This window comes from Sphingobacterium faecale (genome assembly GCF_016746095.1).
GTDB classification, from domain to species: Bacteria; Bacteroidota; Bacteroidia; order Sphingobacteriales; family Sphingobacteriaceae; genus Sphingobacterium; species Sphingobacterium faecale.
On record NZ_JAERTY010000007.1, the window covers coordinates 174832 to 187814 of the forward strand.

The window sequence follows — 12983 nt, forward strand, 5'->3', positions numbered from 1 at the left end:
TATTTGAACGAACCTAGTCAGAATCCTGATAAAACGCTATTTTTTAACATTAATTAACGGCATTGTGTGTATCTTTGCACTTATCTTAGATGATGCGCTTGTCGATTTTATTCGACAAATATAAAATTACAAAAACTCTTAAGATTAGTGGGGTTGAACAAGAAAAAAATCATTAATGATCCTGTTTACGGCTTTGTTACAATTCCGTCGGGTTTGGTTTTTGATTTAATTGAGCATCCTTATCTTCAACGGCTTCGATATATTAAGCAAGTGAGCATGACGCATATGGTTTATCCTGGTGCGTTGCATACCCGTTTTCAACATGTTATCGGCGCTATGCATCTTATGCAGTTGGCTATAGATACGTTGAGAAGTAAAGACGTGCATGTCAGTTCGGAAGAAGAAGAGGCAGCACTAGTTGCGATACTGTTACATGATATCGGTCATGGTCCCTTTAGTCATTCCTTAGAACATTCACTCATTGAGGGGGTTTCACATGAAATGATTTCTGCGCTCCTGATGGACAAACTTAACAAAGAGTTTGATAGCCGATTGTCCTTAGCCATTATAGTTTTTAATGATCAGTATCCACGTAGATTCCTTCATCAATTAGTTTCTGGACAATTAGATACGGACCGTATGGATTATTTGAACAGGGACAGTTTTTATACCGGAGTATCTGAGGGGGTTATATCTTTTGACCGTATTATTAAGATGCTTACGGTAAAAGACGATGAGCTTGTAGTCGAAGCGAAAGGTATCTATTCCGTAGAAAAATTTTTGATTGCTCGCCGTTTAATGTATTGGCAGGTGTATTTACACAAGACGGTTATTGCAGCAGAACAGATGCTTATCAAAATCTTGAAAAGAGCCAGAATGCTTTGTCAACAAGGTGAAGAGTTACCGGCGTCGCCAGCTTTTTCTCATTTTCTATATGGACAATTGGATGCTGTTTCGTTTGTAAGAGATGCTGTTCATTTGAATTGGTTTACAAAATTGGATGATACAGATATTCTTTCTGCGATTAAAGCATGGGAATTGCATAGTGATTTTGTGTTAAGTTTACTGTGTAAACGCTTGCTAAGACGCAATCTTTTCGTTACGGAGATGAGATCCCAGGATTTCGACCCCAAAGAGATTGATGAATTAAAGAGAAAGGCAAAGATGTATTTTCAGGTGAATGACAGTGACGTTGATTACCTTGTCTATCATCAAGAAGTACAAAATTCTGCATATAATGCGGAAAAAGAACCAATAAAGATTTTAAATAATCGAGACGAATTGTTGGAGATCGCAGAAGCTTCAGATTTATCGAATTTAGAGGCTTTGTCTAGACGGGTAGTAAAGTATGCTTTAACATATCCGAAAGAGTTAAGGCTTGTGATGTAAATATTGGGAATAAAAAGTTGAAAACAAATTGGGAAAAAAAGATACATTTGTAGTTAAATGCAATTTACAGCTGAACAAATAGCAACGTTATTGAACGGAACAATAGAGGGAGATCCTAATGTTTCGGTATCTCAATTGGCAAAAATTGAGGAGGGATCTGCCGAAACGTTATCGTTTCTATCTAATCCCAAATATGAACATTTTCTCTATACTACTAACTCTGCCGTTGTCATTGTCAACCAAAGTTTGGTGTTACAAAGGGAAGTTTCTTGTACATTAATACGGGTTGAAGATGCATATACTGCATTTTCTGAGTTATTGAAGATCTATCATACATTGCGCAACGAGCGTACAGGGAGGGACGAGCAAGTATATATTCATGAAACAGCGAAGATAGGAGAAGGAGGATATATTGGGGCTTTTGCTTACTTAGGGCGTGATGTTCGGGTTGGAAATAATGTGAAAATATATCCAAGAGTATATATCGGAGATAATGTTAGTATTGGGGACGATTGTGTTCTGTTTCCAGGTGTTACTGTTTATTATGACTGTGTAATAGGTGCTAATGTGATTTTGCATGCTGGGGTTGTTGTTGGTAGTGATGGTTTTGGTTTCGCCCCTCAATCGGATGGTAGCTATGATAAGGTCCCTCAGATAGGAAATGTAGTGATTGAAGATAATGTTGAGATAGGTTCTAATACAGTTGTCGATAGAGCGACAATGGGATCAACAATTATCCGTAAAGGTGTGAAGCTTGATAATTTGATTCAGATAGCGCATAATGTTGAAATCGGCGAGAATACGGTGATTGCAGCACAAACGGGAGTGTCGGGAAGTACTAAAGTAGGGCGTGGCGTGATTTTAGGAGGACAGGTAGGGTTGGTGGGACATATTAGTATTGCGAATGGCACACAGGTTCAAGCCCAGTCCGGTATTAATAAAAGTATCAAGGAAGAAAATATGAAATGGGCAGGGACTCCTTTCGCACCATTGACTGCTCATTTACGTTCGCAGGTTTTATATGCTAAGTTGCCAATCTTAGAAAAACGTATTGTAGAACTGGAACAAAAACTTAAAGAGAAATAAAAAACGAATAGCCATAAATTATGGAGGAAATGAACGCGAAGCAACGGACTATTAAATCTGAATTAATTATTTCTGGTGTCGGTTTACATACAGGTAAATCGGTGACTCTGACCATTAAACCTGCTCCAGAAAATCATTGGTTTAAGTTTAGGCGTATTGATCTTGAGGGGCAACCTTTAGTCTCTGTTGATGCTGATAATGTAACTGACACATCTAGAGGTACGACAATATCCGAAAATGGGGCCTCGGTTAGTACAATTGAACACCTAATGGCTGCTTTGATCGGGCTTCAGATCGATAACGTTTTGATCGATTTAGATGGCCCTGAAGTTCCTATTTTAGATGGCAGTTCTACTGTCTTTTTGCAAAAATTAAAAGAAATAGGTTTTGTAGACCAAGATGCGGATCGTGATTTTTATGAAATTAAAGAAAACATTCACTACGTTGATGCGGATCGTAAAGTGGAAATAGTCGGCATGCCTTTGGATGGTTATAGATTGACTTGTATGATTGATTTCAATTCTCCTGTTTTGGGTAGCCAACATGCTTCAATCAGCCAGATTGACGAGTTTGAAAAAGAAATTTCTTCATCACGTACCTTTTGCTTTTTACATGAATTAGAGGCTCTTGTAAACAATAATTTAATAAAAGGTGGCGATTTGTCTAATGCTATCGTTATAGTGGATAAGGAGGTAAGTACCGAAGAGTTGGATAAATTGCAGAATTTGTTTAATAAAAAGGTCACTGTCGCGGATGAAGGAATCCTGGATAATATTCAATTGCGTTATCAGAACGAACCTGCGCGCCATAAATTGTTAGATATGATCGGTGATTTGGCATTGGTTGGACGTCCTTTAAAAGGGCATATTATGGCAGCTAGGCCTGGACATGCCGCTAATGTTTCGTTTGCTAAACGTATTAAGAATCAAATTAAACGTGATAAAGCAAAGAAGAAAATTAATACGTATGATATTCATGCTACGCCGGTGTACGACACGGTTCAGATCATGAATATTTTACCGCATCGTCAACCATTTTTGATGATCGATAAAATATTGGAGCTTTCGGAAACGCATGTTGTTGGATTGAAAAATGTCACTATGAATGAAGATCTATTTATGGGGCATTTTCCTGGTACTCCTATTTTTCCTGGGGTGTTACGTATAGAGGGAATGGCACAAACAGGTGGGATATTGGTACTTAATACGGTGCCTGATCCGGAGAATTGGTTGACATTATTTCTAAAAATAGAGAGTGCTCGATTTAAAAACCAGGTTGTACCTGGAGATACGATTATCTATAGCTGTGAATTGATGGAACCTATTCGTAGAGGTATTGCACGAATGAAGGGGGTGGGGATGGTCGGAGAGAAGATCGTCTGTGAAGCGGAATTAATGGCTCAGATTATAAAAGTTAAGTAAGTCAATATTTAAAATAAATGATACAACCGTTGTCATATATACATCCTGAAGCTAAAATAGCTTCAAATGTAGTTATAGAACCTTTTAGTACCATCCACAAAGATGTGGTAATCGGTGAAGGTACTTGGATAGGTTCGAATGTTACTATTATGGATGGTGCTCGAATCGGTAAGAATTGTAAGATATTTCCGGGAGCGGTTATTTCTGGAGAACCTCAGGACTTGAAGTTTGAGGGCGAAATTACTACTGCCGAAATCGGAGATAATACTACAATTCGTGAATGTGTTACCATTAATAGGGGAACACGCGACCGGTACAAAACCGTGATAGGAAAAAATTGTTTGATTCAGGCTTACAGTCATATTGCTCATGATTGTTTTATTGGAGATAATTGTATCTTCTCTAATTCGAGTACATTGGCTGGACATATTACTGTTGGAGATTATGTAGTTCTCGCGGGGTTGGTTGCTGTTCACCAGTTCTGTCAAATTGGTTCGCATGCCTTTGTTACTGGTGGTACTTTGGTCCGTAAAGATGTTCCTCCGTTTATCAAAGCTGCCCGTGAGCCAATTTCATATGCAGGTGTGAATTCAGTAGGTTTGAGAAGGAGAGGGTATACCTCTGAGCAAATTGCTGAAATTCAAAACATCTATCGTGTACTGTTTGTTCAGAATAGAAATCTTTCGAAAGCTTTAGATTTGGTTGAAGCTGAGTTTGAAGCAACTGAACTTCGAGATGAGATTCTTGCTTTTGTCCGTAATTCCAACCGAGGAGTGGTACGTGGATTTAATCAAGGGAAAATTGGTGCTTAATTTTAAACAGGTTGATTATTGAATATAACTATACATAACTTAGGAAGACGTTTTAATCAGGAGTGGATTTTTAGAAAGATTGATTATACATTTTCTTCCAATCAAAAATATGCAGTTTTAGGTCCCAATGGCTCGGGCAAGTCAACATTAATAAAGACATTGACTGGTCAGCTCACACCTAGTGAGGGGACAATTGAGTTCTCCTTAGCAGGGGGTGTTATGCCTGTCGAAGAGGTCTTTCATCATGTTTCTATTGCAGCCCCTTATATCGAACTTATTGAAGAGTTTACGTTGAACGAATTGCTGGATTTTCATTTTAAGTTTAAGAAATACCTGAACGGGTTTGATAAAGATGCAATTATTTCCATCCTAAGGATGGAAAAATCTCGTAATAAAGAGCTCAAATATTTTTCATCAGGTATGAAGCAGCGCGTAAAATTAGTTTTAGCCTGTTGTAGTGATACAGAGCTACTCTTTTTGGATGAACCTACTAGTAATATGGATGTAGAAGGAGAAACGTGGTATTTGGACCTGTTGAATACAACTATTAGTCAAAATAGGACGCTTATCATAGGTTCCAATCAAGAAAAGGAATATGAATTCTGCGATTCTTTTGTCTCGATATTGGACTATAAGTAAACTGCATTAATACAGCAAGTCTCTTGTACATGCAAGGCATTTTGTCTAAGTTTGTAGCAGAAAATAAAAAGTACAATTCTAATGGCTAAAGCTTCAGAAGTAAAATCAGGAAATATTTTGCGTTTTAACGGCGAATTAGTTGCTGTAGAAGAATATATACACCGTACACCAGGTAACTTACGTGCATTCTATCAAGCTAGAATGCGGAATGTAAAGACGGGTAAGTTGGTTGAATACCGTTTTAGAGTGGACGAGACCGTCGAAATCGCGCGTGTTGAGACCAGTGATTATCAGTATCTTTATGAAGATGGTGATTTCTTTGTGGTAATGGATAATGATACCTATGAGCAGTTCAATATTCCGAAATTCCTTTTTGGGGAGTCGGCACGGTTTTTGAAAGAAGGTATGAACGTGATTGTTGCGTTTGAAAGTGAAGAGCCAATTATGGCTCAAACTCCTAAGAGTGTAGAGTTGGAGATTACGTATACAGAGCCGGCAGTAAAAGGAGATACTTCTACTAATGCTTTGAAAAAAGCTACTGTCGAAACTGGAGTAGAGATAAACGTGCCTCTGTTTATTAACCAAGGAGATAGAGTGAAAGTTGATACACAGAGCGGCGATTATGTCGAACGTGTAAAATAATAAGAATTTTAGGTTTAGGTTGATTATTCGGTCTTGTAAGCGCTCAGCTGCAAGGCCGTTTTTTTGTCTTCAGTTTTGCACAGGATGACTAAAAATGAATTAAGAATATTGTATAAGGAGAAGAGACAGCTGCTCAATGATACAGTATGCAGGTCGTATGATGAGGCTCTGTTAGGAGACCTTCAGAAAATGGATTGGTCGGGTGTGAATTACGTTCATATTTATCTGCCAATGGATGGAGCTAAGGAACCTGACACATTAGGTTTTAAGAAATGGTTGGAGAAGTTGCTTCCTCAGGTGCATTTTGTGATTTCTAGATCTGATTTTCGAAATCATGAGATGATCCATTACCTATGGGACGAGCACACGGTTTTAGAAGTTAATAAATGGGGTATTTTAGAGCCGATAGGGGGATGTCTAGTGGAGGAGAATGCGTTGGATGTAGTACTTGTACCTTTGCTTGTTATGGATCAAGAGGGGAATCGCGTGGGCTATGGAAAAGGTTTTTATGATCGTTTTTTAGCAAAATGCAGTCCTACAGTGCGGACGATAGGGCTAACTTATTTTGAGCCTGTCGAGCGGATATCAGATGTAGGTGAGTGGGATGTCAGGTTACAGTATTGTATTAGTCCTACTAGGACGTATCGATTTATATAATAATAAAGGAGTAGGACAATGTCCGACTCCTTTATTATTATATATGATCCATTATATTATTAATGTGTAACGTTCTTTTTTCCTGCTTTGTGGCCAGCAATAGCGTAATATAAAATAAATAGATAACAAGGTAAAGCGATCCAATAGGCTTGATGTGAGCCTATAACATGCGCTATTTGTCCATATATTAAAGGGATAATAGCCCCACCAGCTATACCCATTACTAGTAACCCTGATGCTGCACTTGTGAATTTACCGACACCTTTAAGCGCTAGAGGCCATATTGCTGGCCATATCAGGGAGTTAGCAAGGCCTAGTAAAGCTACAAAAAGTAGAGAGGTCATGCCTGATGTAAATACAATCGTAACAGTAAATGCTATACCAAGAATTGCACATAATTTCAATGCATTTTCTTGGCTAAGGTATTTTGGTATACATATGATACCGATGATATAGCCTACTACCATTGCTCCCATAGTTAAGCCTGTAAAGAATTTAGCATCTTCTAGGCTTACCCCTTGTGATACGCCATATGCGATAATGGTGTCACCTGCCAATACTTCGACACCTACATATAGGAACAGGGTGATGAAACCTAAGATGACGTGAGGAAAGCTCCATATACTTTTTTTGTCTTCCGACACAGTATGGTGATCTGCGGTTTCTTCCTCATCACCTTTTACTTCAGGCAGATTGGCTTTAGAAATCCAGATCGATAATAGGATCAAGACGACGACAATTCCTATATAGGGATTGACAACCTGTAGAGCGACCTGATCTAGAGCGGCAGCATATTCTGTAGGACTCATATTATCTACTTGTTTGGTTATTTTGTCCGCCTCGCCAAGATTTAAGAATAGTCCTAAGATAATCGGAGCTGCTGCGCCAGCGAACTTATTACAAATTCCCATGATGCTAATGCGTTTTGCTGCAGTCTCAACAGGCCCGATAATGGTAATATAGGGGTTTGAAGCTGTTTGAAGTATCGCCAAGCCGCCCCCCATGATAAATAAGCCAATTAAGAAAATTATATAGGTTCTGGAGAACGCTGCAGGTATGAAAAGTAATGCGCCTATAGCCATAATTCCTAAGGAGATGGACATTCCTTTTTTAAAACCATACTTGTCAAGTACCCAGGTCGAGACAGGTGCCATGACCAGATATGCAATGTAAAAAGCAAAAGTAACGAAATACGATTGGACTTCTGTTAGTTCACATGCTATCCGAAGATAAGGAATTAAGAGGGAATTAAGCCATGTGACAAAACCGAAGATAAAGAAAAGTGCTCCGATAATTATCATTGGACCAACCGTAGATTGGCCATTTTGAGCGTTTAGGTTTTTAGAATCCATTGATTGATTATATTTTTGTAAAGTTTAAGTTTTTTGTAACTACAAGACTAACAAATTTTATTCACTTAAAGAAGAAAAATGTGAGCGGATTAATGAGGCAAAGCCTGATTTTTCTTATATAAAGAATATGGACAATCATGGTGGAATAATAAAAATGCAAATTTGATAAAAAATAGAGAGACTTCGATGGGCGACGTCTCTCTATAACCTAAACCGTATCATATAACCAATAAATGAATGTTATATAATGTTACTACAATTAAAGGTTGAAAATGTTTTATAATACCCTTGACTTTTCAATAATAGCTACAGTCAGTCTAGAAATGCAGATTAGATTTTCTTTTTCATCATACATTTTTATATCCCATACATGTGTCGTCTTTCCAATGTGAAGAGGTGAACATATGCTTTTGAGTATCCCTTGGGATGCCGAGCGGACGTGATTTGCATTGATGTCCAGACCTACTCCAGCATACTTGTCTGTATCAATTATTAGATTGGATGCGACACTGCCGATAGATTCAGCCAATACGACTGAGGCTCCACCATGTAAGATGCCAAAAGGCTGCCGTACGTGGTCTGTAATAGGCATGGTGGCGATTATATGATTATCTTGAATTTCGACAGCTTTAATGTCTAATAGTTTGGTCATGTACTTATCAAAGATACTATTGACCTCTTCTAATGTATATTTTTTATGCCAAATCATAATTTTATTCCTGAGGTTTTAAATATCGTTCCTGTAAAATGATACGATGGTGATTCAAGTGTCCTGCAACTACGTAAATAAAAGCCCGTACAGTGATCAATCGGTCAGATGCCATCCCTTTTCGCGTCAGCTCATGTTCATTAAAGGTGTCGAATAATATTAAGTTTGATTTGCGGACAGCGACAAATTCTTCGATAATACTGGTAAAAGTTCTTTCATTATGTCGTCCATTGGCAACAAATTCGTCCTGTTCGAAAGAGGCAAGAGCTGTCATATCATTCCTGGCAAAGCGTAAAGCTCTATAGGACATGACACGTTCGGTGTCGATAATATGGCACAGTATTTCTTTTATGGTCCATTTTCCCTCCGCATAGCTATAGGATCCCATCTCTTCTGGGATAGCTTTTATGAAATCAGGAAAAGACTCCAGTTGGTTTATGAGCTCTTCTTTCACGTCGCCGACGATGGTTTCAATATAATCATCGTATATGGCTGGATATTCGTCAGACTTGAGTGGGTTCATATTTTAAGTTGCTTTTTAGTATTATTCTGAAAGTTGTTCCTTTTCCTATTTCTGATTCTTTAACAAAAATCTGTCCTTTATGATAACTGACCATCCGCATAGTTAAACTCAACCCTAGCCCCCATCCTCGTTTCCTTGTCGTGAATCCAGGTTGGAATATAGTCTCAAAATTTGATCGAGGTATACCCTTTCCTGTATCACTAATGTCTATAAAAATTTCCTCTTTTGCAATGTTCTCCGTAATGGAGACCTTTATCGTACCCTCTGTACCTATTGCATTTACCGCATTTTTTAACAGGTTTTCTATTATCCAGTCAAATAACGGAACATTGAGCATGGCTTCGACATGTTTATCTCCCTCTAAAATAAACGTTATTTTTTCACTTGTTCTTATCTTGAAGTAATTAATAAAATCGTTCACAACGTGATAGACATTATGATTGGAAAGAGACGGAGTGGATCCAATTTTTGAAAAGCGGTCAGCTACGATTTCTAGTCTTTGCACATCCCTTTCCATTTCATTGACCACATCATCATTCTCCGCATCATATTTCAGACGGATCAGTTCTATCCAGCCCATCAGTGAAGATATGGGTGTTCCCAATTGATGAGCTGCTTCCTTAGCCATGCCGACCCATACTAGATTCTGCTCTGACTTTTTTATGGAATTGAATACGGTGTAGGCGATGGTAAGGAAAATAGCGATAAGAGAAAGTTGTATGTATGGGAATATACGGAGTTGCTGTAATGCACTAGAATCTTTATAATAGACAAGCCAGGATTCACCTGTATCCAATTCTAAGGTTATAGGTGGATGCATTCCCTTCATGATATATAGCTGTTTTTGAAAATAATCAGGATCGTATGTGAGACCTTCTTTATGCTCTTCTTCTGCTTTTATATTCGTTTTTGTACTATCCAAATCCCTCCAGAAAATAATATTCTCTTTAGAATCGATAATAATTGCCGGTAATGAAAGACTATCACGTACGGCATAGATAAAGCTTATAAAGTCGTCGTCAACATCAGGCATGGTCATGATGCTTCTTGTGCTCATTGCCCAGACCTCGGCCTTAGTGCGTTCAGATATTGACAGGTTTTTAACTAAATAATTGGTGTATAGCAGAGAGGCTATACCAATCATCGCCGCAAAAAACAACAATACGATTTTCCAGACCTGTTTATTATACTTATAAGGATTCATTTGCGCGTGTATCAGTATGCAAAATACTGATTTTATTGAAAATTTCTTTTAAAATGTAATTGCCGATAGCAATGCAAACATAGATTGTGTATTAATTTTGCAAATTCTATGCTATAGGAATCATTCAGAAATCAGTAATTTTGCATTATGAGTTTGCAGAAAAAAGTTAGGGTGCGTTTCGCACCAAGTCCTACAGGAGGATTGCATTTGGGCGGGGTAAGAACAGCTTTGTTCAATTATTTGTTCGCTAAACAGCATAAAGGTGATTTTATCTTGCGCGTTGAGGACACCGATCAAACTCGGTTTGTGCCTGGAGCAGAAGAGTATATTAACGAATGTTTGGCTTGGTGCGGAATCTTACCTGACGAAAGTCCTGCTAAACCTGGGGCTTTTGGACCCTATAGGCAGAGCGAGCGTAAGCCATCCTATAGGCAATATGCAGAGCAATTAATTGCATCGGGACATGCTTACTATGCATTTGATACTCCTGAGGAGTTGGATGCACTAAGACAGGCACAGCCTAATTTCCGCTATTCGCACGAGAATAGAATGGAGTTACGTAACTCACTTAGCTTATCTGTTGAAGAAACACAACAGCTATTGGCGGACAATGCACCGCATACCGTAAGAATTAAGATGCCAGAAGATCATATCGTATCTTTTGATGATATGATTCGTGGACGTGTCTCGTTTGAGACTCGATTGGTGGACGATAAGGTATTATTGAAGGCCGACGGTATGCCTACATATCACCTCGCGGTAGTGGTCGATGATAAGGCGATGGAAATATCACACGCTTTCAGAGGTGAAGAATGGTTACCATCTGCACCTGTGCATTTATTGTTGTGGGAATACCTTGGTTGGTCTGCGGATATGCCACAATGGGCACATTTACCTTTAATCTTAAAACCAGACGGTAATGGCAAGTTGAGCAAGCGAGATGGAGATCGTCTTGGTTTTCCTGTCTATGCAATGAATTGGGCAGATCCGAAGACTGGGGATTTGACAAAAGGGTTTAGAGAGTTGGGATTCTTACCTGAAGCATTTGTCAATATGTTGGCGGTATTGGGGTGGAATGATGGGACGGAACAGGAAATTTTCACACTGTCTGAATTGATTTCGAAATTTTCTGTGGAAAGAATTAATAAATCGGGAGCAAAATTTGACTTTGAGAAAGCGAAGTGGTTCAACCATGAATGGATTAAAAACATGGATAATACAGACCTCTTGCCACTGGTGAAGGCGAGTTTTGATCAACATGAGGTCAGTCGAGTTGAAGACGCTTCTGTTGTCGCTGTTTTATCGGCAGTAAAGGATAGAATGACTTATCTTTCTGATTTCTGGGGGCAGGCATCTTTCTTTTTTCAGGTACCCGCAAATTATGATGTGGATGCGGTCAAGCCTAAATGGAATGCCGATAAAGCTAAATTTTTCGAAGATATCTTATTGGAGTTTGAAAATATAGAATGGAAATCGACGGTACTAGAACCTTTCTTTAAGGAGCGTGTACAGGCTTCGGGAATGAAAATCGGGGAATTGATGATGCCTTTCCGTATTATGTTAGTGGGTGGTAAATTTGGGCCAGATGTGTTTCTTATTGCTGAGCTTCTTGGTAAAAATGAGGTGATAAATCGAGTGAAAGTTGCTCTCAACATATTTAATGGTTAATTTAGATTCTTTAGAATCTAAACCAAATTTTATGAGAAAGATCAGTTTATTTGCCTTTACCATCGTGCTAGGGGTATTTTTGTTGTCCTTTGGTAGTAGCAAAGCGGCCAAAGATAGGCCTGAAGAGCGCCTTGGATGGAAATTAGGAGCGCAAGCTTATACTTTTCGCTTGTTTTCGTTTGCGGAAGCGTTAGGCAAGTTGGATAGCTGTAATCTAGGTTATGTCGAAGCTTTTCCCGGACAAACTATCGGTGCTGGAAGTACAGAAAAGATGGGGTATCAATTGTCTCCCGAGGGTAGGCGGCTTGTTAAAAAACTTTTAAAAGAAAAGGGCGTGACGCTGCACGCTTTTGGTGTAGTAGGAGCAAAAGATGCTGAGGAATGGGAGAAGGTTTTTGCTTTTGCTAAAGATATGGGGATTAAAGTGTTGACTGTAGAGCCATCTGATGCTCACTTAGACATCGTCTCTGGTCTTTGCGATAAATATCAGATCAAAGCGGCACTGCACAATCATCCTGAACCGTCAAAATATTGGAATCCGGAGGTGGTTTTGAAGTCACTCGAAGGTAGGAGTAAACTGATGGGAGCTGCAGCAGATGTTGGGCATTGGATGCGTTCTGGCTTGGATCCCGTGGCTTGTTTGAAACAATTGGAAGGACATATTATTCATCTCCATTTCAAGGATTTAAATGAGTTTGGGAATAAGAATGCTCACGATGTCCACTGGGGTACCGGTAAGTTACCTTTGCAGGCTGTTATAGATGAATTGAAGCGGCAGAAGTTTAAAGGTATGCTTTCTGCGGAATATGAATATAACTGGAAAAACAGTAAAGAAGATGTTCGGTTGAGTGCAATAAATTTCAGAAAGCTGATAAAGTAAA

Annotated in this window: 13 protein-coding genes; 9 read left to right on the forward strand and 4 right to left on the reverse strand. The window is 38.8% G+C overall.

Annotated elements, in window-relative coordinates:
* The first annotated feature begins 153 nt into the window (after window positions 1-153).
* From JKG61_RS13090 to JKG61_RS13120, 7 genes are all read left to right on the forward strand, one after another.
* Window positions 154-1389, forward strand: coding sequence for an HD domain-containing protein (locus JKG61_RS13090; protein WP_202103431.1), 1236 nt, complete (start codon window positions 154-156; stop codon window positions 1387-1389).
* A 57-nt stretch (window positions 1390-1446) separates the two neighbouring features.
* On the forward strand, window positions 1447-2475 hold the full coding sequence (gene lpxD, locus JKG61_RS13095; protein ID WP_202103432.1) for a UDP-3-O-(3-hydroxymyristoyl)glucosamine N-acyltransferase: 1029 nt from the start codon (window positions 1447-1449) through the stop codon (window positions 2473-2475).
* 29 nt (window positions 2476-2504) lie between these two features.
* Window positions 2505-3896 carry a bifunctional UDP-3-O-[3-hydroxymyristoyl] N-acetylglucosamine deacetylase/3-hydroxyacyl-ACP dehydratase gene (locus tag JKG61_RS13100; protein ID WP_202103433.1) on the forward strand — a complete coding sequence of 464 codons (1392 nt, stop codon included), beginning with the start codon at window positions 2505-2507 and terminating at the stop codon, window positions 3894-3896.
* A 17-nt stretch (window positions 3897-3913) separates the two neighbouring features.
* Window positions 3914-4708 (forward strand): acyl-ACP--UDP-N-acetylglucosamine O-acyltransferase, encoded by a 795-nt coding sequence (gene lpxA, locus JKG61_RS13105; protein WP_202103434.1) that lies wholly within the window; start codon window positions 3914-3916, stop codon window positions 4706-4708.
* Between the two features lie 18 nt (window positions 4709-4726).
* Window positions 4727-5347 (forward strand): ABC transporter ATP-binding protein, encoded by a 621-nt coding sequence (locus JKG61_RS13110; RefSeq protein WP_202103435.1) that lies wholly within the window; start codon window positions 4727-4729, stop codon window positions 5345-5347.
* 81 nt (window positions 5348-5428) lie between these two features.
* Complete coding sequence (gene efp, locus JKG61_RS13115; protein WP_202103436.1) at window positions 5429-5989, forward strand: elongation factor P; 561 nt, start codon at window positions 5429-5431, stop codon at window positions 5987-5989.
* A gap of 84 nt (window positions 5990-6073) precedes the next feature.
* Window positions 6074-6646 carry a 5-formyltetrahydrofolate cyclo-ligase gene (locus JKG61_RS13120; RefSeq protein WP_202103437.1) on the forward strand — a complete coding sequence of 191 codons (573 nt, stop codon included), beginning with the start codon at window positions 6074-6076 and terminating at the stop codon, window positions 6644-6646.
* 59 nt (window positions 6647-6705) lie between these two features.
* On the opposite strand, the gene JKG61_RS13125 is transcribed toward JKG61_RS13120, so the two are convergent.
* The 4 genes from JKG61_RS13125 to JKG61_RS13140 all read right to left on the reverse strand — a co-directional run bounded on the left by JKG61_RS13125 (window position 6706) and on the right by JKG61_RS13140 (window position 10434).
* Entirely contained in the window at window positions 6706-7998 is a 1293-nt protein-coding gene (locus JKG61_RS13125; RefSeq protein WP_202103438.1) for a sugar MFS transporter, read from the reverse strand.
* Between the two features lie 277 nt (window positions 7999-8275).
* Complete coding sequence (locus JKG61_RS13130) at window positions 8276-8707, reverse strand: hotdog fold thioesterase (RefSeq protein WP_202103439.1); 432 nt, start codon at window positions 8705-8707, stop codon at window positions 8276-8278.
* A 4-nt stretch (window positions 8708-8711) separates the two neighbouring features.
* Window positions 8712-9230, reverse strand: a complete 519-nt coding sequence (locus tag JKG61_RS13135) for a DinB family protein (protein ID WP_202103440.1) — start codon at window positions 9228-9230, stop codon at window positions 8712-8714.
* Window positions 9211-10434, reverse strand: a complete 1224-nt coding sequence (locus tag JKG61_RS13140) for a sensor histidine kinase (RefSeq protein ID WP_202103441.1) — start codon at window positions 10432-10434, stop codon at window positions 9211-9213. Before JKG61_RS13140 ends, JKG61_RS13135 begins: the two co-directional genes overlap by 20 nt.
* A 147-nt stretch (window positions 10435-10581) precedes the next feature.
* On the opposite strand from JKG61_RS13140, the gene gltX reads away from it, so the two are divergent.
* Together gltX and JKG61_RS13150 are read left to right on the forward strand one after the other, a co-directional pair.
* Entirely contained in the window at window positions 10582-12102 is a 1521-nt protein-coding gene (gene gltX / locus JKG61_RS13145; protein ID WP_202103442.1) for a glutamate--tRNA ligase, read from the forward strand.
* Between the two features lie 31 nt (window positions 12103-12133).
* The gene (locus JKG61_RS13150; protein ID WP_237249473.1) at window positions 12134-12982 is read left to right on the forward strand and encodes a sugar phosphate isomerase/epimerase family protein; all 849 of its coding nucleotides are present in this window, start codon (window positions 12134-12136) and stop codon (window positions 12980-12982) included.
* The last annotated feature ends 1 nt before the right edge of the window (window position 12983 follow it).